The organism is Paenibacillus sp. Soil787, assembly GCF_001429545.1.
GTDB lineage: Bacteria > Bacillota > Bacilli > Paenibacillales > NBRC-103111 > Paenibacillus_E.
The window spans coordinates 263475-283935 of the sequence record NZ_LMSP01000012.1 but is presented as its reverse complement, the minus strand read 5'-3'; the positions used below and the strand labels follow the sequence as shown (position 1 = coordinate 283935).

Annotated in this window: 20 protein-coding genes; all 20 read left to right on the top strand. The window is 43.2% G+C overall.

Translation table 11 applies throughout. From position 1 onward, the window contains the following. Positions 1-69: 69 nt before the first annotated feature. The 20 genes from ASG93_RS13835 to ASG93_RS13740 all read left to right on the top strand — a co-directional run bounded on the left by ASG93_RS13835 (position 70) and on the right by ASG93_RS13740 (position 20387). Positions 70-1326: a M16 family metallopeptidase gene (locus tag ASG93_RS13835; protein WP_056832830.1), complete on the top strand. Its 1257-nt coding sequence runs from the start codon at positions 70-72 to the stop codon at positions 1324-1326. After that, entirely contained in the window at positions 1313-1768 is a 456-nt protein-coding gene (dut, locus tag ASG93_RS13830; RefSeq protein ID WP_056832828.1) for a dUTP diphosphatase, read from the top strand. The genes ASG93_RS13835 and dut overlap by 14 nt, the downstream gene beginning before the upstream one ends. A gap of 158 nt (positions 1769-1926) precedes the next feature. After that, a complete protein-coding gene (gene dpsA, locus ASG93_RS13825; RefSeq protein WP_056832826.1) occupies positions 1927-2826 on the top strand; it encodes a dipicolinate synthase subunit DpsA in 900 nt (299 codons plus the stop codon). Continuing rightward, positions 2823-3416, top strand: coding sequence for a dipicolinate synthase subunit B (locus ASG93_RS13820; protein WP_056832824.1), 594 nt, complete (start codon positions 2823-2825; stop codon positions 3414-3416). The genes dpsA and ASG93_RS13820 overlap by 4 nt, the downstream gene beginning before the upstream one ends. Before the next feature lie 36 nt (positions 3417-3452). Further along, a complete protein-coding gene (locus ASG93_RS13815) occupies positions 3453-4490 on the top strand; it encodes an aspartate-semialdehyde dehydrogenase (RefSeq protein ID WP_056832822.1) in 1038 nt (345 codons plus the stop codon). A gap of 53 nt (positions 4491-4543) precedes the next feature. Next, positions 4544-5761 carry an aspartate kinase gene (gene dapG / locus ASG93_RS13810; RefSeq protein ID WP_056832820.1) on the top strand — a complete coding sequence of 406 codons (1218 nt, stop codon included), beginning with the start codon at positions 4544-4546 and terminating at the stop codon, positions 5759-5761. A gap of 27 nt (positions 5762-5788) precedes the next feature. Continuing rightward, a complete protein-coding gene (dapA, locus tag ASG93_RS13805; RefSeq protein WP_056832818.1) occupies positions 5789-6652 on the top strand; it encodes a 4-hydroxy-tetrahydrodipicolinate synthase in 864 nt (287 codons plus the stop codon). Between the two features lie 170 nt (positions 6653-6822). Continuing rightward, a complete protein-coding gene (locus ASG93_RS13800; protein WP_056832816.1) occupies positions 6823-8499 on the top strand; it encodes a ribonuclease J in 1677 nt (558 codons plus the stop codon). A 218-nt stretch (positions 8500-8717) separates the two neighbouring features. Further along, positions 8718-9452: a ClpP family protease gene (locus ASG93_RS13795; RefSeq protein WP_056832814.1), complete on the top strand. Its 735-nt coding sequence runs from the start codon at positions 8718-8720 to the stop codon at positions 9450-9452. Next, positions 9449-9688 carry a YlzJ-like family protein gene (locus tag ASG93_RS13790; protein ID WP_056832813.1) on the top strand — a complete coding sequence of 80 codons (240 nt, stop codon included), beginning with the start codon at positions 9449-9451 and terminating at the stop codon, positions 9686-9688. Before ASG93_RS13795 ends, ASG93_RS13790 begins: the two co-directional genes overlap by 4 nt. Positions 9689-9752: 64 nt before the next feature. Continuing rightward, positions 9753-12302, top strand: coding sequence for a DNA translocase FtsK (locus ASG93_RS13785; RefSeq protein WP_056832811.1), 2550 nt, complete (start codon positions 9753-9755; stop codon positions 12300-12302). Between the two features lie 124 nt (positions 12303-12426). After that, positions 12427-13221 carry a spore cortex-lytic enzyme gene (sleB, locus tag ASG93_RS13780; protein WP_056832809.1) on the top strand — a complete coding sequence of 265 codons (795 nt, stop codon included), beginning with the start codon at positions 12427-12429 and terminating at the stop codon, positions 13219-13221. A 101-nt stretch (positions 13222-13322) separates the two neighbouring features. Further along, positions 13323-14603: an EF-P 5-aminopentanol modification-associated protein YfmF gene (yfmF, locus tag ASG93_RS13775; protein WP_056832807.1), complete on the top strand. Its 1281-nt coding sequence runs from the start codon at positions 13323-13325 to the stop codon at positions 14601-14603. Positions 14604-14606: 3 nt separating this feature from the next. After that, positions 14607-15896, top strand: a complete 1290-nt coding sequence (gene yfmH, locus ASG93_RS13770; protein ID WP_056832805.1) for an EF-P 5-aminopentanol modification-associated protein YfmH — start codon at positions 14607-14609, stop codon at positions 15894-15896. Further along, positions 15893-16648 carry an elongation factor P 5-aminopentanone reductase gene (gene ymfI / locus ASG93_RS13765; protein WP_056832803.1) on the top strand — a complete coding sequence of 252 codons (756 nt, stop codon included), beginning with the start codon at positions 15893-15895 and terminating at the stop codon, positions 16646-16648. Before yfmH ends, ymfI begins: the two co-directional genes overlap by 4 nt. A 94-nt stretch (positions 16649-16742) precedes the next feature. Further along, complete coding sequence (locus tag ASG93_RS13760; RefSeq protein ID WP_047672971.1) at positions 16743-16994, top strand: DUF3243 domain-containing protein; 252 nt, start codon at positions 16743-16745, stop codon at positions 16992-16994. A gap of 93 nt (positions 16995-17087) precedes the next feature. Further along, on the top strand, positions 17088-17939 hold the full coding sequence (locus ASG93_RS13755; protein WP_056832801.1) for a hypothetical protein: 852 nt from the start codon (positions 17088-17090) through the stop codon (positions 17937-17939). A gap of 128 nt (positions 17940-18067) precedes the next feature. After that, complete coding sequence (locus tag ASG93_RS13750) at positions 18068-18811, top strand: DUF3388 domain-containing protein (RefSeq protein ID WP_373291262.1); 744 nt, start codon at positions 18068-18070, stop codon at positions 18809-18811. A gap of 48 nt (positions 18812-18859) precedes the next feature. Continuing rightward, positions 18860-19753 carry a helix-turn-helix domain-containing protein gene (locus tag ASG93_RS13745; RefSeq protein ID WP_056832800.1) on the top strand — a complete coding sequence of 298 codons (894 nt, stop codon included), beginning with the start codon at positions 18860-18862 and terminating at the stop codon, positions 19751-19753. Between the two features lie 142 nt (positions 19754-19895). Further along, the gene (locus tag ASG93_RS13740; RefSeq protein ID WP_047672977.1) at positions 19896-20387 is read left to right on the top strand and encodes a YajQ family cyclic di-GMP-binding protein; all 492 of its coding nucleotides are present in this window, start codon (positions 19896-19898) and stop codon (positions 20385-20387) included. The last annotated feature ends 74 nt before the right edge of the window (positions 20388-20461 follow it).

Below are 20461 nucleotides of genomic sequence, written 5' to 3'. Positions count from 1 at the left end.
TTTTGTTAGACTGAGTAAGTATAATTTGGGAATAGGACTTTAGGTGTTACAATTCGAGGAGGAACCTTGGTGATCAAATATCGCTTACATAATGGCTTGAGAGTCGTCATGGAACAAATTCCTACTTTTCGATCGGTTACGTTCGGGATTTGGGTGAAGACGGGCTCGCGTAATGAGTCACAAGATAATAACGGCATTTCGCATTTTATTGAACACATGTTATTCAAAGGGACAGAGCGCCATTCAGCCAAAGATATCGCGGAGATATTTGATGGAATCGGAGGAAATGTGAATGCATTCACCTCCAAAGAGTATACATGCTATTATGCGAAGGTTCTTGATGATCATTTGCCTCTTGCCATGGATATGCTTTCGGACATGTTTTTCCATTCTGCTTTTGATGAGAGTGAGTTAGAAAAAGAGAAGAATGTCATATATGAAGAGATCTCAATGTATGAAGATACACCGGACGATTTGGTTCATGATTTATTGGCCAAAGCTTCTTATGGCTTACATCCGCTAGGGTATACGATCCTTGGAACCCAGGACAATTTATCGAAAATGAAATCGGATGATCTGCGTAACTATATGAAGCAATACTATAATACAGAAAATACGGTTCTTAGCATTGCTGGCAATATTGATGATAGTGTGCGCGAGCTTATTGAGAAGCATTTCGGTGAATTCGCTCAAACAGGCGTGGAAACAAGTTATGATGCACCGGATTTCCTTGGAGAACTGATTTTCCATGCGAAAAAAACGGAACAAAATCACATTTGTCTATCGCTTCCAGGTCTATCGCTTCAAGAAGAGAATCTATATCCGATGGTACTGCTCAATAATGCCATTGGTGGTGGAATGAGTTCAAGATTGTTCCAGGAGATTCGGGAGAAACGCGGGCTTGCTTATTCCGTCTATTCCTACCACTCCTCGCATATCGACAGCGGTATGTTTACGATTTATACAGGCACAGCACCGAAACAGACGGAAGAAGTGCTTAAGGTAACTATGGAGCTGCTGCGTGATATGGCTGTGAAAGGTATGACAGATTCTGAACTCAAGAAAGGCAAGGAGCAGCTGAAGGGCAGCTTGATCCTTAGTTTGGAGAGCACCAGCAGCCGTATGAACCGATTTGGGAAAAATGAGCTGATGACTGGTAAGCATTACAGTCTCGACGAAATGATCGAGCGAATTGAAAGCGTTCAGATGGAGGACATTCGTCAATTAACGAAAACGCTTTTCGGGGCACCTTTTGCTCTATCTATGGTGGGAAATTCGGATGATGTAATTAACGGCTTCAGGAGGGATCAACTTGTCTCTCAATAACTTTGATGTCCAAATTAAACGGGTATCCGGACAGGAGGATATCCTTCTGCCTCAGAAAATGTCCGCCGCTGCCAGCGGCTTCGATCTTCATGCTGCCGTGAGCGAGCCGGTAGTGCTAGGTCCAGGTGAGCGTCAGCTCATCCCGACAGGCTTCGCACTCAGTATGCCGCCTGAGCTTGAAGCTCAGATCCGACCGCGGAGCGGGCTTGCTTACAAGCATGGCATCACAACACTGAATTCACCGGGAACGATCGATGCCGACTACCGCGGGGAAGTGAAAGTGCTGCTGATTAACCATGGACAGGAGCCGTTCACCATTCAGCGGAATGAGCGAATTGCGCAGATGGTTTTCCAGCTTGTGCCGCAGATCCAGCTGGGTGAGGTTTCGGAATTAACAGAGACGGATCGAGGATCAGGCGGTTTTGGCCACACAGGACGGTAATAGATCTACTACATACGTAAGCATCAACTGCCAGAACCTCTTCCAATGGAAGGGGTTCTTTTTGTTTTCCAAGGAACTGAGTGCGGTAAGTCACCCATCCTTAGGCGAACGCATACTATAACGTATCGAAACGGACCGAGAAAGGGGTGTAAGCGAGAATGCTCACTGGGATTTCGGTTGCAATTATGGGTGGAGACGCCCGGCAACTTGAAGTAATTCAGAAATTTATTGAACTTGATGCTACGGTGACATTATTCGGATTTGATAATCTAGGAAGACAATTTAGCGGTGTTTCAAATGCTAAACTCGATCCCATGCTGTTTCAAACCGTTGATGTACTTATTTTGCCAGTTGTAGGTACGGATGATTCAGGACAAGTGGAATCTATATTCTCGAGTGAAGAGATGAGACTGACAGACGAACTTATGTCGTCACTGCCGAAGCATGCCAAAGTGTATACAGGAATGGCCAAAAGCTTTCTGAAAAAGCTTTGTGCGGCAAACGGAATTGAGTTAGTGGAGTTATTCGAGCGTGATGATATAGCGATTTATAACTCCATCCCGACAGCCGAGGGAGCACTAATGATGGCGATCCAGAACACCGATATTACCATCCACGGTTCAGTTTGTATGGTTTTAGGTTTTGGTCGTACAGGTTTTACAATGGCCAAAACTCTGCAGGGATTAGGGGCAACCGTGAAGGTTGGCGTGAGGAAACCGGAGCATTTTGCAAGGGCGTGGGAGATGGGTTTTCAGCCTTTTTATACAAAGGACCTGTACCCGGAAGTGGGGAATATTGACTTGCTTTTTAACACAATTCCGACTATGATAGTCACAGCGCAAGTTATTACTAATATCCCACATCGCGCGCTCATCATCGATTTGGCTTCTAAACCTGGCGGAACGGACTTCCGATTTGCTGAGAAAAGAGGCATCAAAGCGATGCTAGCGCCCGGTTTACCTGGCATCGTCGCCCCCAAAACAGCTGGCCGCATCATGGCAAAGACACTTAGTCAGCTGATCGAGGAAGACTTCAAAGACAGGAGCGATGTGGAATGAATTGGCAAGGGAAAACAGTCGGATATGCTTTAACTGGTTCTCACTGTACGTTGGAAGAAGTCATGCCGCAGATTAAGAGATTTGTAGATGCAGGTGCACGTGTCATACCGATTGTATCGAATACAGTCATGACCACCGACACACGTTTCGGCAATGCAGCAGATTGGCAGCAACAGATCAAGGATATAACCGGGAACGACATTATATCTACGATTGTAGCCGCTGAGCCACTAGGTCCATCCAAACTGCTTGATGTGATGGTTATTGCACCATGCACAGGGAACACGACTAGTAAACTAGCAAACGCGATGACAGAGAGTCCAGTACTTATGGCTGCAAAAGCGCAAATGAGAAACTTGCGGCCGCTAGTTTTAGCCATTTCGACGAATGATGGGTTGGGATTGAACGCGATGAATATCGCTAAGCTTCTTATTACCAAAAACATTTATTTTGTGCCCTATGGTCAAGATGCACCTGGAGCGAAGCCAAATTCGTTGGTAGCTCGGATGGACTTGATTATGGAAGCCTGTGAAGCTGCTCTTGAAGGTAAGCAATTACAGCCCATGATTATTGAGAGATTTCAATACTAATTCATATATAACATCTTGAAGGGGAGAGTCCAGCTCATGTCGAACCAGAAGCTTTTTAACGTTGCAGTCGTAGGCGCTACAGGCGCAGTAGGAGAACAAATTATCCGTCTATTAGAAGAACGGAATTTCCCCATCAAGGAATTGAAATTACTTTCCTCCGCTCGTTCAGCGGGCGTAAAGCTTTCTTTTAAAGGTCAAGAAGTAACCGTTCAAGAAGCGACACCAGAAAGCTTTCAAGGCGTTGATATTGCTTTATTTAGTGCCGGGGGCGATGTTACGAAGGCATTAGCTCCTCACGCGGTTAAAGCAGGTACGATCTGTATTGATAATACGAGTGCATACCGCATGGATCCTGAAACTCCACTTGTGGTGCCTGAGGTAAACGTAGAGAAAATTAACGAACACAAAGGCATTATTGCAAATCCGAATTGTTCCACGATTCAAATGGTTGCTGCACTTAAGCCATTGTATGATCGTTATGGGATTTCCCGTATCATCGTTTCTACGTACCAAGCTGTTTCTGGAGCAGGTGCCAAAGCGATTAACGAAATGTTGAGACAATCCAAAGAAGTGCTTGAAGGAAATGCTGCGAATCCGGATATTTTGCCGGTTGGTTCTTTGCCAGTGAAACACCAGATCGCCTTCAATGCGATTCCGCAAATTGATAAATTCCTCGATAACGGTTTTACGAATGAAGAAATGAAAATGATTCTTGAAACGAAAAAAATTATGGGTGATGAGTCCATTGAAGTTACAGCTACATGCGTTCGTATTCCAGTTGTTTATGGTCATTCGGAATCTGTCTATGTTGAATTAAAAGAAGATTTCGACGTAGAAGAAGTGAAGACGTTACTTGCTAATGCCCCTGGTATTGTCCTTGTAGACAATCCGGCTGAGCAACAATATCCACTTGCAACAGATGCAGCGGGTAAATTGGAAACTTTCGTAGGTCGTGTACGCCGTGATTTGAGCAATCCGAAAGCGCTAAACATGTGGATTGTTTCTGACAACCTGCTAAAAGGCGCTGCATGGAATGCTGTACAAATTGCTGAATATATTGCTATAGAACAATAATATCAGCAAGTATGACTGCGTTAATCATTATGCAGTGAATATGGGGGAAACTCATGCGAATCCTTGTACAAAAATTTGGAGGCACTTCGCTTTCCACCGCTCATGCCAGAGAACATGTTATTGGACACATTCAAGATGCACTAATTAATCATTATAAATTAGTTGTTGTTGTATCCGCGATGGGAAGAAAAGGAGAACCCTATGCGACTGACACGCTCTTAGACCTCGTTCGAAAGAACGGGGAGGGGCTGCCAGCGAGGGAACTCGATATGCTAATGGGCTGCGGAGAGTTAATTTCTGCAGTACATTTGTGCAGCCTATTACAAGCAATAGGTATTAACTCTACAGTTTTGACAGGTGGGCAAGCTGGCATTCTGACGAATGATGTTCATGGTAATGCGCAGATCGTAGCTATGCAGCCTAACCGGATCCTTGAATTGTTGGAGCAAGATATGGTAGTCATTGTTACAGGATTTCAGGGTAAAACAAGTCAGGATGAATTGACAACACTAGGACGCGGGGGTAGTGATACATCGGCTACTGCTCTTGGTGCTGCCCTTAAAGCTGAAATTGTAGATATCTTCACAGATGTGAACGGGATATTGACAGCGGATCCACGAATCGTTGAAGATGCTAAACCGCTAGTTCGCGTTAGCTTCGCTGAAATCTGCAATATGGCACATAATGGTGCCAAGGTTATCCATCCACGCGCGGTAGAAGTAGCCATGCAGGCTAATATACCGATTCGCGTGCGATCTACGTTTTCCAAAGAAGAAGGAACATTGGTTACAGCTTCAGACAGTATCCCTTCGGATATGAGCCAGGTAAGGGATCGCTTCGTTACGGGAATAGCCCATTTTACGAATATTACTCAAATTCATGTTGCTGCTGTTGAAGGTCAATTCGATCTTCAGCTTCGCGTCTTTAAAACGATGGCACTGCATCAGATTAGTGTTGATTTTATAAATGTTAATCCATCGGGTGTCGTTTATACGGTATTCGATCATGAAGCGGAACGCGCTCTAAAGCTGCTCAGAAGTCAAGGTTATGATCCTAAGGCTGTGAGCGGATGTGCGAAGGTTTCGGTAATCGGCGGCGGTATGAACGGAGTGCCGGGTATTATGGCGCATATTGTTGAGGCATTAACGGAAGAGGACATACGTATCCTTCAATCAGCGGATTCAAATACAACGATTTGGGTACTTGTTCATGGTATTGATATGATTAAATCTGTCAGGGCACTACACCATAAGTTCAATTTAAATAAGTGAATTTGCGAGATTGAGGAGGTATATCTTTTGGATTTTGGAAGAGTAATTACAGCTATGGTCACTCCTTTTGACGAGAGCTTACAAGTGAACTGGGAGCAAGTAGAACCATTAATTAACTATTTGATCGAAGAGCAGCAGTCGGATAGCCTTGTTATTTGTGGCACGACCGGTGAAGCGCCAACATTAACAGATGATGAGAAGCTGAAGCTTATTGAATTATCCGTTCGTTATGCCGGTGGGCGCTGCAAGATCATTGCAGGGACAGGGAGTTATGACACGCTGGATACTGTTGAATTTTCCCAAAAAGTGGAAAAACTTGGCGTCGATGCGTTACTGATCGTAGCCCCTTATTATAATCGCCCTTCCCAAGAAGGGTTGTACCAGCATTTTAAAGCAGTAGCTGATTCTGTTCAGGTACCGATTATGCTTTATAATGTACCGGGACGCACAGGTGTGAATTTGGATGCGGAGACCACTATTCGTCTATCCCAAATTTCTAATATCGTGGCTACCAAAGATTGCGCTAACACGGATCAATTGACACGTATACTTAATGGTGCAGCTCCTAATTTCCTTGTTTATAGCGGGGATGATAGCAGTGCGCTGCCTGCTCTAGCGGTAGGATGTCAGGGTATTATTAGTGTTGCTAGTCATGTGATTGGAAAAGAAATGCAATCTATGATAAAGTATTATTTAGAAGGTAACATTCAGCAGGCGGCAGAACTTCATCGTAAGCTTCATCCAGTTTTTACTGGCATTTTCCGTGTACCGAGTCCTGCTCCAATTAAGCATGCTCTAGCATTGAAAGGCATTCAAACTGGAGGCGTAAGACTTCCGTTAGTTCGTGTATCCGAGCAAGAAGGACAATTCATCCAATCACTTTTTGTATGATAACGCCTAATGAATCGGTGCTTCCGGCATCGGTTTTCTTTTTTTGGGGAATCTAAAGTAATCGGTATTAACTTGTATTTGTTGTTTTTTTTCATGTATAATGGTTGCAAGTGACTAGTTCGGTTTTTTCATTTAAAATTCGTCGTCCAATCTAAGAAGGAGGTATATTCTTGTCCAAAAAAAATATTGATAAACTTTTGATCTTCGCTCTTGGCGGCGTGGGCGAAATCGGAAAAAATATGTATTGCGTTCAGTATGCGAACGATATCATCGTCATTGATAGTGGTTTGAAATTTCCAGAGGAGGACATGCTTGGAATCGACATTGTCATTCCAGATATTGGATACCTAACGGAGAATCGGGATAAAGTACGCGGCATTATCATCACTCACGGCCACGAAGATCATATTGGCGGCTTACCTTACGTGCTTAAGCATCTTAACGTTCCACTTTATGCAACTAAGCTTACAATGGGACTTATCGAAGCAAAGTTGAAGGAAGCAAATTTACTCGGTACTACGAACCGGATCCTCATTAATTCAGAATCCGTTCTTTCCTTAGGCGTTCTTACAGCAACATTCTTCAAAACCAACCATAGTATTCCTGATTCTGTGGGTGTCGCTTTAGATACACCAGAAGGTGTTGTTGTTCATACAGGAGACTTTAAGTTCGATCAAACTCCTGTGAATGATCAATATGCGGATTTGCATCGTATGGCAGAGATTGGGAAGAAAGGCGTACTTGCCTTACTATCCGATAGCACAAATGCAGAACGGCCTGGTTACACAGGCTCTGAGCGCAGTGTTGGGGTTGAAATTGAAGAAGTGTTCCGTAAGGCTAAGCAAAGAGTTGTTATTGCGACATTTGCATCCAACATTCACCGTGTTCAACAGGTGTTTGATGCAGCCGCAGCAACAAATCGCAAAGTAACAGTAATCGGTCGCAGTATGGTTAACGTGGTTTCGATCGCTAGCGAGTTAGGGTATTTGCACATTCCGGATGGCATGCTAATTGAGCCAGAGGAAGTTAACAAGCTTGCCGCTGATCGCGTTGTCATTCTTTCCACAGGAAGCCAAGGAGAGCCAATGTCTGCTCTTACAAGAATGGCACGTTCAACCCATCGTAAAATCGATATTTTACCTGGTGATACGGTTATTATTGCGGCAACTCCAATTCCGGGGAATGAGCGTTATGTAGGCCGTACCGTAGATGAGTTATTCCGTATTGGCGCTAATGTGATTTACGGTCCAGGTTCTGTTACTGGCGTACACGTATCAGGTCACGGTAGCCAAGAAGAATTGAAATTAATGCTCAATCTAATAAAGCCTAAGTACTTTATTCCGATTCATGGCGAATATCGCATGCTGCGTCAACATGCCATCCTTGCCGAGTCTGTCGGCATTCCTAAAGAAGATATATTTATGTGCGATATCGGTGATACGGTAGAAATTCAAAATGGCGTTGCTCGCAAAGGATCTAAAGTTCAAAGCGGCAACATTCTGATTGATGGACTTGGCGTTGGAGATGTAGGCAACATTGTGTTGCGTGACCGTAAATTACTGTCTCAGGACGGAATCCTTGTGGTCGTAGTTACACTCAGCAAACAAGATGGCAAAATTTTATCTGGACCAGATATTATTTCTCGCGGATTCGTGTATGTACGTGAATCTGAGGGTCTCTTGGAAGAAGCCAATCGTATCGTAACGAATACGTTAACGAAATTAATGAATGAAAATGTAAATGAGTGGGCATCTTTAAAAACAAACGTGAAAGATGTTCTCGGACGCTTTTTATATGAACAAACCAGAAGAAGACCGATGATCCTTCCTATTATCATGGAAGTCTAGGCTCGAACAAGTCACTTGAACCTATGCAAATAGTAAAGTTCTTTCCATCACTGGAGGGAGCTTTTTTTATTTTAGTTCAAAGGTGCAAATGCATGAAAGTACACAAATTTATTCATACTATGGGAGATTATGATTAGTACATGCAAAGTTTGCTAGCAAAATGCAGTTAAAGCTTAAAGCAGTTTTTGATAAAAGCAAAACTCGAAGGGGGATTTTCAGTGGCAGCACCAACAGGAACGAAACAACAAGAACCGGAAACGGAAGAAAGTAAAAAAAATGCAGTCCTCGAAAACATTCAACAGCTAGGTCAAACTAATACGCTTTCTGGCGAATCTAATATTTTCTGCCTCACCATTATTGGTCAAGTGGAAGGGCATATCGTTCTCCCTCCCCAGAATAAAACGACCAAATATGAACACATCATTCCACAATTAGTCGCCGCAGAGCAAAATCCTAAGATTGAAGGCGTTATGATTATTTTAAACACGGTTGGGGGAGATGTCGAAGCTGGGCTAGCCATCGCGGAGATGGTTGCAACATTATCAAAGCCTTCCATTGCTTTGGTGCTAGGTGGCGGGCACAGCATAGGTGTTCCCATCGCAGTATCAGCTAACTACTCCATTATTGCTGAAACGGCAACGATGACGATTCACCCCATCCGATTAAATGGCTTAATTATTGGAGTCCCACAAACATTTGAATATTTGGATAAAATGCAGGAACGGGTTGTACGGTTTGTAACGAAGCACTCTAATGTAACAGAAGAAAAGTTTAAAGAGTTGATGTTTAAGACTGGTGAGTTGACAAGGGATATTGGGACTACAGTTATTGGTATTGACGCTGTTAAATATGGCTTAATAGATCAAGTTGGCGGAATCGGGGATGCAATCCGAGAGCTTAATCAGCGTATAGAGAGTAAGAAAGCTGCAGCGAGCGGAGGCATCGTACAATGATACATTACTCCGTTATTCCTATGGATGTGATTTTTGAAGGAATGGATACGTATGAACCCAAATTTATCGAGATCGATCAGGGTGGAGTCAAAATGCAAATTGAACCGATTAGTGGCTTTCAGGCTCGAATTGTCAGACTGTTTAGCAGTAATCCTCAGGATTATTTGAATAATCAATATGCCCCTGGAACTATTATTTCATATAGTCCTGTAGTTGAGGCAACTTTAACTATCTAGCCTGCTCTTCCTGTATCATCCCCCAAGTCAAATATGGTATAATGTGGACTTGGGGGTGGCAAGCGTGGCGAAACGCAAGAAAAAAGGTAAGGCACTAAAAACAAGCTTGTTATTCGAGTTATATGGTATTCTCATTCTAATCTTCTCCGTCATTGCACTTGCTCATCAAGGGCATGTCGGGAATTCGTTGATTTACCTTTTCCGATTTTTTGTGGGAACGTGGTATTCACTTATACCGCTGATTTTCATATATGTGGCCTTATATGCGATGATTAAGAGAGCATGGCCGCAGATGGTTACGCCCAAGAAAGCAGGCATATTGCTATTTGTTCTTGGACTGCTAATAAAAAATCATATTGATTTGTTCGCTCAACTATATCCTGATGGCGGTTTCTCGTCAGGTAAAATCATTGGATCTACATGGAATGCCATGTTAGATGGTCTGAAACCAACAGAAGCAGGCAAAGCGGCGCTCGAACATGGTATTGGCGGCGGCATGATTGGCGCTATGCTATACAGTGTCCTTTATTTTCTGTTCGATTATTTGGGCGCGAGATTAATCCAATATGCTCTGTTTGTTATGGGCTTTATTCTGGCAACAGGCATTTCTTACGTAGACATTGGCAATATCGTGAAGGGTCGATTCAGTAATGTTGGCCAAAATTTTAAAGATAGAATGAAAGAGTGGCTGCAGGATCGGGAAACACGTCAGCCTCAAACAGCCTCCACAAGTGCTAGTGCAACTAAGGCGAAGAGATCCTCTTATGTTCCAGTTGATGATGAATTTGATGAAGAGGTTTTCCAACCTGTCAAAAGGGCGAAGAAAACACCACTTTTCATGGAACTTCTTCGTCCTAATAAGGAAAATCGGAAAAAGGCAGCAGTCGAGAATCATTCAAATACAGATGAATTAAATGATTTAGATGCAGTAGATGGAACCGAGCAAGTTGTTTATAAGTCAAGTTCGAAGCAAGCTGCAGAATCAGATTCACCTTCTACAGATCAACCAATCACACCCATTATTCGTGATTTTCAGGAGCAGGTTTTTCAAGAAGCTCAGCAGGCTGTCAAACATCCTGCAGCTTCCTCTACAGCGCCGGTCTCAAGCGTACAAGGGGCAGGGGCTGTTAACACAGAGGATGAGACAGTTACGCTAGAATTTCAGGATAATGTGCCGATTGTGCAAACACGTCCATATGAAATGCCTTCACTTGATTTATTAGCGAAGCCTGCTGTTGGCAAAGGCAGTGAGATGGCGGACTATAAAGCGAATGCAAGGAAGCTTGAAGCCACCATGGAGAGCTTTGGGGTACGTGCCAAGGTGCTGGAGGTCGTCAGAGGCCCAGCCGTAACACGTTACGAGATACAGCCCGACGTGGGTGTGAAAGTCAGCAGAATCGTCTCTTTGACCGATGATATCGCGTTGGCGCTTGCCGCCAAGGATATTCGGATGGAAGCGCCTATTCCTGGTAAAGCTGCGATCGGCATTGAGGTGCCGAATCTCGAGGTTTCGATCGTGACGATGCGTGAAGTCATGGAAACATCCGCTTTTCAGGAATCAAGCTCGCGGCTATCTGTTGTACTTGGACGTGATATTTCTGGACAACCCATCGTCGGAAATTTGGCGAGAATGCCTCACTTACTTGTAGCCGGAGCCACCGGTTCAGGTAAATCCGTGTGTATTAATGGGATTATTACGAGCATTTTGTACAAAGCCAAGCCTAATGAAGTGAAGTTTCTAATGATCGATCCGAAGATGGTTGAATTGAATGTCTACAATGGGATCCCTCATCTACTGGCACCGGTTGTAACGGATCCTCGACGAGCATCGCTAGCTCTTAAGAAAGTCGTCGTTGAGATGGAAAAGCGTTATGAGCTGTTCTCGAAAAGTGGAACGCGAAATATTGAGGGCTACAACGCTATGTTGACAGAGAGCGGAACAGCAGTCCCTCTGCCATATTACGTAGTTATCGTAGACGAGTTAGCCGATTTAATGATGGTTGCTGCTAATGATGTGGAAGATTCCATCACCCGCCTTGCTCAAATGGCACGCGCAGCGGGAATTCATTTGATTATTGCTACACAACGACCATCCGTAGATGTTATTACGGGCGTGATTAAAGCGAATATTCCATCACGTATTGCGTTCGGTGTTTCGTCTCAAGTGGATTCACGGACCATATTAGATATGGTTGGAGCCGAGAAGCTGTTAGGTCGAGGCGATATGCTTTATTTGCCAGTAGGCGCATCTAAGCCAGTTCGCATACAGGGAGCCTTTCTATCTGATCAAGAGGTTGAACATGTGGTTGGCTTTGTTCGAACGCAGGAGCAGGCGAACTATCAGGAAGAAATGGTCCCGCATGTTGAAGAAATGCCCGAGCAACAAAATGAATTTGAAGATGAGCTGTACGACCAGGCTGTTCAAATTGTACTGGAAGCCAAGCAAGCCTCTGTTTCCCTGCTTCAACGGCGTATGAGAGTCGGTTATACACGTGCGGCAAGGCTTGTTGACTCAATGGAAGCCAAAGGGGTTGTCGGCCCGTACGAAGGCAGTAAGCCTCGAGAAGTGCTGATGTCGATTGAACAATACCATCATAATCGGATCAGTTCCTAGCATAAATAAACGATTGTACAAGCACTCTCCTCATGAGAGTGTTTTTTTTTGCATAAACAGAGAGTCCCTTTCTCATAATAAGCAAGAAAAGGCTGTAATTTGAAAAGTGAGGTTGAGAAGGGGAATGAATAAACGATTAATTGTACTTACATTCTGTATTGTTTTCGTACTAGTTGTCGCTTTTCAGTTGAAAGGAAAGTTCAATCCACCTGCTGAAGAAACGTTTAGTAAAAATGAAGTGCGTTATGGAGCAACTGGAGCTGATGTTAACGAACTGCAAGGCAGATTGAAGTTCATTGGCTTCTATGGCGGTAGTATAGACGGAGATTACGGGTATAAAACTTTATTGGCCGTGAAGCGATTCCAAGGTGAGTTTGGGATGAAAGTAGATGGCATTGTAGGTCCCAAGACCAAGCTTAAACTGTGGGAAGCTACGAAGAATTGGAAGCCTACAGCTCCATCCACAGGAGGACAAAGCGGCGGAGGCAACGAAAGTGCAGGCAACGAAACGGCAACTTCAAATCAAAAGCCAGCCAATTTGCTGCCCTCTAATAACCTTGGCTTATCTGAGCAAGATCTAAAGATAATGGCGAATGCGGTGCATGGAGAGGCTCGCGGTGAGCCTTATATTGGGCAAGTTGCCGTTGCAGCCGTCATTTTGAATCGGGTGAAGTCAGCTAGTTTTCCTAATACGATTTCTGGTGTTATCTTTCAGCCTGGTGCTTTCACAGCCGTAGCGGATGGCCAAATATGGTTAACACCCGACGAATCATCGAAAAAGGCCGTAAAAGATGCGCTGAATGGATGGGATCCTTCGGGTGGTTGCATTTATTATTTCAACCCTGCAACGGCAACATCCAAATGGATTTGGAGTAGGACGCAAATCAAAACGATTGGGAAGCATATTTTCTGTAAATAATTTAGACATGGACAAGGAGAAGGAACCAGCTTTGGTTGCTTCTCCTCTTCGTATAGGAATATAATGGATTTATATCACGGACAAAGAAGGGAGACCGACCTTTGAAGCATAAACAATTTGAGCGCACTACATGGAATCATATACGTTTACATGTGCTGCCGACAGATCGGTTTAAAACATTTGCCATTTCAGTGTACATAGGCCGTCCTCTAGAGGAAGAAACGGTCACGAGCACCGCTTTGACACCATTTGTACTGCGTAGAGGTACGGAATTACGCCCAGAAACGAAGCAATTTCGAGAATACTTAGATGATTTATATGGCGCAGGATTCGGTTTTGATATTTACAAACGTGGCGATTACCAAATTGTTCAGTTACGTATGGATATCATCAATGACCGATTCGTGAAATCAGCACAATCTTTATTAAAGCAGGGACTTGAATTCGTTGGGGAAACTTTGACAAAGCCAGCGCTCGAAGAAGGACATTTTCGTAACAAATATGTTGATGCTGAGAAGCAGACTCTCCAGAAGCGAATAGAATCAGTCATTAACGACAAAATTCGTTATGCGGCTGAACGTTGTATCGAAGAAATGTGTAAGGATGATCCTTATCGACTACACCCTTTGGGCAAAATAGATGATTTGGACCCTATCAATGCCGAACAACTTTACGAACAATATAAAAACTGGCTTCAATCGGCACCTATCGATATTTATGTCGTCGGAAATACGACGCTTTCTGAGGTAGAGGGTATTGTAAAGCAAGCTTTCTCCATTGAACGTAAGGAGGATGTCGGGTATGTAACATCTGCCCCGCGGGGAGCAACAGGAGATGTAAAGACAATCGTTGAACGTCTGGATGTTAATCAAGGGAAACTGAACATGGGACTTCGTACAAATATTTCGTATCGAGATGAGCAGTACCCAGTAGCTCTTATGTATAATGGCGTTCTCGGAGGTTACCCACACTCCAAATTGTTTACGAATGTTCGTGAGAAAGCGAGTTTGGCCTATTATGCCTCTTCTCGGTTTGACGGTCACAAAGGCATTCTAACGATTCAGTCAGGGATTGAAATGGCGAATTATGAGAAAGCGGTTGACATCATTCGGAAGCAGTTGATTGCCATGGAGCAAGGTGAAATCAGTGATATTGAATGGAAGCAAACCAGAGCCATGATTGCCAATCAACTCCGCGAAATTCAGGATTCCGCATTTGAATTAATTTCATTTGACTTTAATGCGATTTTATCTGGAAAAGAACGTACAGTTTCAGGCTTGATTGAATCTGTGGAGCAGGTAGATGTGGCGGCTATTGCTGAGGCTGCCAAGCGTGTTCAACTGGATACGATATACTTTTTGCGGGACCAGAAGGGAGAGTAGAAGATGCAGGTTATTCCTTATCCACACCTTGGTGAAACCATTTATCACGAGAAGCTTGATAATGGGCTACATGTATTTGTTCTACCCAAAGATGGTTTCCAGAAAACCTATGCGACGTTCACGACACAATTCGGATCTGTTGACAACTTTTTCCAAGTTGAAGGGAAAGAGGCAGTTCAAGTTCCGGATGGTATTGCTCATTTTCTGGAGCACAAAATGTTTGAGGAGCCTGAAGGTGATATTTTCGCTACTTTCGCTTCAAACGGCGCTTCGGCTAATGCTTTTACAAGCTTTGATCGGACAGCGTACTTATTTTCGTCAACGGACCACTATTTAACTAATTTAACGACATTAATTAATTTTGTGCAAAATCCTTATTTTACAGATGAAAATGTAGAAAAGGAAAAAGGGATTATCGGTCAAGAGATCAAAATGTACGAAGATAATGCGGATTGGAGAAGCTATTATGGATTAATTGAATCCATATATGCTAAGCATCCCATCCATATTGATATCGCTGGTACAGTGGAATCCATTGCCGAAATCTCAAAAGAAACCTTGTATGAGTGTTACAACACATTCTATCACCCCAGCAATATGAGCCTTTTTGTGGTTGGAGGCGTAGATCCAGAAGAAGTTATTTCGTTAGTTAAAGAGAATCAAGCTGCCAAAACGTTTCCACCCCAAGGTGATATCCAACGATTTTTCCCAGAAGAGCCATTAGAAGTGAAGGAAGCTCGCAGAGTAACTCTACTTCCTGTTTCAATGCCAAAATGTTTAATCGGATTCAAAGAGCCTGCGCCTTCTGTAAGCGGGAAAGACTTGTTAGTTAGAGAATTGACGACGAAATTAATGTTAGACGTTTTGTTCAGTTCAAGCTCTGATATTTATCAGGCACTATATGATGAACAATTGATTTCTGATAATTTCGGTCATGAATATAATTGCAGTGAGGGATATGCTTTCTCCATTCTTGGAGGAGATACCAAAGATCCGGACCAACTTGTTGCGCGCATTCGCGAAGAGGTTGAAAAACGGAAGGATTCTGGACTCGATGAAGTCACTTTCGAGCGGAGCCGTAAGAAGAAAATTGGTAATTTCCTACGGATGATGAACTCACCGGAATCCATAGCGAATGAATTCACTAAATACCGTTTCAAAGATATTGATTTATTCGATATACTGCCTGTTTACGAGCAAATTACACTTGAAGATGTGAACCGTCGATTCCGCGAGCATTTCGATTGGAGCAGACTTGCTATCTCAATTGTGCAAAGTCGTAAGCCATCGTGACGTTTCCTAAGCCATTCAGTGAACAAACAGTTCTTATAACAGGGGCTAGTCGGGGGATTGGTGCAGCCATTGCTGAGCGTTTTGCCGCGGTAGGCATGAATGTTGTTATTCACTACCGTGAGTCGCATGAAGCTGCTAATGAAGTGGCCAGATCCTGCATGAAGCATGGCGCCAAAGTATTAACTATATCTGCGGATGTAAAATCTCGTGAACAAATCTATAAGATGCAAGAAAAGCTGGAACAAAGAGACATGGTCCCTGATATTATCGTAAACAATGCGGGAATTTCTCACTTTGGTATGCTTTCTGATGTAAGCGAAGAAGACTGGGATCAGGTGATGAATGTTAATCTTAAAGGCGCCTTTCTTTGTACACAAACTTTCATGACTGCAATGGTCAAACAAAAGTATGGCCGCATTATTAACGTATCCTCCATATGGGGCATCTCTGGCGCCTCTTGTGAAGTTGTATACTCAACAGCCAAGGGTGGGTTGAATGCCTTTACGAAGGCGTTAGCGAAGGAGCTGGCTCCTTCTGGTGTGACGGTGAATGCCGTAGCGCCGGGTGCGGTACATACTGAAATGATGGCAGGATTTCAACCTGAGGAGCGGGAAGCGATCGCCAATGAAATTCCGGTAGGTCGTTTTGCTTTACCTGATGAAGTTGCTTCGCTTGTATACTTTTTAGCACTGCCTGAATCCGGTTATATTACGGGTCAAATCATAAGTCCAAATGGTGGATGGTTAACCTAAGTACAGAGTAGGAAGCCTCGCGCATAATTTTAAGCTGGGAAGCGAATATTACGTATGTAATGACCATTTCTCATATCTAAGGAGGCTTCTTACAATGGCTACTGTACTTAAAGTATTTGATAAGTGGAAAGAGTTTTTGGCTGAACGTGTGAGTCAGGCGGGACATGCGGGGATGAGTGAGGAAACCATCTCTAAGCTCGCTTTTCAAATCGGTGAATTTCTGGCCAATAAAGTGGATCCTGAAAATGAACAAGAGCGAGTGCTCAAAGAGCTGTGGGATGCAGGGGATGAGCAAGAAAAGCTTACAATTGCCCGCCTCATGGTAAAATTAGTAGACAAAGGTTAATAACCGTTTTACAATTCAATAGGGTACTATGTGAAAGCCTCCTCTTTCGGAGGCTTTTGCACGCTTTATAAGGAAGAAAGGAATTGTAACTTCATGGTAATCAAACGTTTTGTGCTTATTTTATTGCTCTTCTCTTTTATCTTAACAGGGTGTGGAAATCGTGGAATTCCAGCCATTAAGCAAGAATTGTTGGATAATAAATTATCTGTGCTTATGCTGACAGGAGCTAGTATGTCTGCGCCTGCTAAGGAGCTGGTAGGGAATGCGCTTCAGCAGTGGAGAGATGCGAATTTCATAGCCTTCGATTGGATCAAGGATTTGAATCAACTGGATGAAAGCGTTATAACAAAGTTGAAAGCAAATAAATATGATTACATATATGTCATTGGTAATGAACTGTTTCCTTCTGCTAATGGAGTGATTGGTCAAGGACTTTCGATGGGTAAGTGGACCTTATTACAAAGTCAGCTTGATGCCAAAGGAATCACAAGTCAAGTCAATGAGCAAGCTTCGTTCTTGCAAATTGATGCTCTTCAGATTGAGACCTTGAAAAATAAATGGATTCAAGACCTACTAGCACAAAACGTTGTCGTGGAGTGGGTGACTCGAAGTGATCGTCCCATTCCCTCTGCTTGGGCACCTTCGGAGGAAGCGGATCATATCGTAATACTCGATAATAATGAACAATGGTTTCAGCAGTTATCCTTCCAAACGAGGCAGCATCATTCGAGCAACATTATTTTCTTCACACCAGTAGATGAGGCGCAAGTACAAAAGGCTAAATCTATCGGAGTATCGGTTGTGGATATTGCAGGAGCTGTATCAGCTGAGCTTAACTGGGCCCAAATCTTGGACAATCGACTCGCTATGATGAAAACCAGTTCATGGAAAAAAGGTGGTATAATTTACAACGAACAAGAGCTTAAAGAACTAAAAATGAAATGAATTTATGAATTTTTACGCGATAAAAGAAGGACATTGACGGAAATTGTAGAAATTATTTGGATAGGTATCGACTTGTTCGTTACAGATATTGCGATGAGGTGGAAAGATTGGACGTTAAAGAATGGTATATGGAGTACAAAATTCACAAAAATCGTCCCGGCTTATTAGGGGATATAGCTTCCTTGATGGGGATGCTAGATATTAATATTGTAACCATTAATGGGGTAGAAGATCGTACACGCGGTATGCTTTTACAAACCAATGATGAAGAAAAAATTGACTTAATGGGTAAAATGTTAAGAAAAGTAGATAATATTACTATTACCGCTCTTAGACCCCCAAAGCTTGTTGATATTTTGGCTGTGCGTCATGGCCGTTATATTGAGCGCGATTCGGATGATCGCAAAACTTTCCGTTTTACTCGTGATGAATTAGGGCTATTAGTTGACTTCCTTGGTGAAATTTTCAAGCGAGAAGGGAACCAAGTTGTAGGTCTTCGCGGTATGCCGCGAGTTGGTAAAACGGAGTCGATTATTGCAGGCAGTGTATGCGCAAACAAACGTTGGACTTTCGTTTCCTCTACGTTACTCAGGCAAACCGTGCGCAGTCAACTGTCGGAAGATGAAATGACTCCCAATAATGTATATATTATTGATGGTATCGTTTCCACTATACGTTCCAATGAGAAGCATTACAGCCTTTTGCAGGACATTATGGGTATGCCTTCTACGAAGGTTATCGAGCATCCGGATATATTTATTCGGGAGTCAGAATACACATATAATCACTTCGATTATATTATTGAGCTGCGAAATAGCCCAGATGAAGAAATCAATTATGATTCATTTACGTATACATCCGAACCTTTTTAATGTCTGTAACGTCATTAAATAAAAAAGATCCCGCGAGGAGGTGACCATATGTCTGATCTCGGATACATTTTACGCAAAACACGCCAGGAAAAGAAAATCTCTCTTGACGATCTTCAAGAAGTTACGAAAATTCGTAAACGCTACTTGGAAGCGATTGAAGAGGGAAACTACAAGGTTCTGCCTGGCAGCTTCTATGTACGTGCCTTTATCAAAAGCTACGCTGAAGCGGTGGGGCTTGATCCTGCTGAAGTTCTGGGCATGTACCAAACGACGAATCCATCCCCAGCTGTAGAGAAACCAGTTGTAGAAACGATTCGTAAAAATAGAACAAGTGTCCGTAATACTGAGAAATTGAGCAGATGGGCTTCTGGAACGATGTTTGTCTGTTTCATTCTGCTTATATTCGGTATCGTATACTACTATACGTACAAGAATTATAAGGGAACGCCGGCAGATGAAAAACCTGCTCAAACGCAATCTCCGAGAATCACTAATTCTACGAATCAATCGGCTAGCACTGCTCCAAGTACGACAATGAATACGTCCGGTGACGGTAAAGTGGCGCCTCTTTCGACTCCAATACCGACACCAGTACCAACACCAGTACCAACACCAACGCCATCTGTTCAGGTTAAGTTTAGCACTAGCGAGAAAGGCGTAGATAACTACACGATAACCGGTGCTGCCAATCTGAATATTGAGATGAAAATAACAGGTTCCTGTTGGATTCGTGTGGATTCTCTTACAGACGCAGGCGGTAAAGAAATGCTTAGACAGAAGCTTTACAAAGCCGGTGACACGGACAATTTTGATCTAACCAGTTCTGCTTATTTAAATGTAGGTGCGGCTAGTGCTCTGGAACTTACTGTCAATGGTACGATTGTTCCTGTCGGAGATACACCAAACCCTAAAAGAATACAGCTTAATTTGCAAAAAAGCTAGCATTTTGGCAGTTCCTGCGCTTTCCCGGGTAATGAATAATACGAAGAGATATCCTAGGCCGAGAGGGCTTGGGATGTTTCTTTTTTTACGGCTTCTTGCTATAATGCTATTGTAATTTGATGGAAAGGATGTTTTGTCTAAGATGAGTTCAGAATGCTCGTTTGATATCGTATCCAAGGTGGATATGCAGGAACTAAACAACGCCATTCAGCAGGCGGAAAAAGAGATCCTCACCCGCTTTGACTTTAAAGGCAGTAAAAGCAGCATTAAATTGGATAAGGACCAGCTTGTTGTCACCTCCGATGATGAGTTTAAGCTTCAGAATGTTCTTGATATTATGCACGCTAAAATGACGAAGCGCGGTATCTCGATTAAAAATCTCGAGTACAGTAAAGTAGAACCAGCGGCTGGTTCCACCGTAAGGCAGAAAATTAGCATGAAACAAGGTGTCGATCAGGAGAACTCGAAAAAAATTAACATTCTTATTCGTGACTCCAAACTTAAAGTTAAGACGCAAATCCAAGGTGATCAAATCCGCGTAACCGGGAAGAGTCGAGATGATTTACAGGCCGTTATTGCGCTCTTGCGTAAGGCGGAAATTCCTCTTGATTTACAATTTGTAAACTTGAAATAGGCATACATACGAAGTTCTTTGAAGTGTCTCCCCCTACATGTAGGGGGTTTTTACATTTTGACACCCTATAGGGC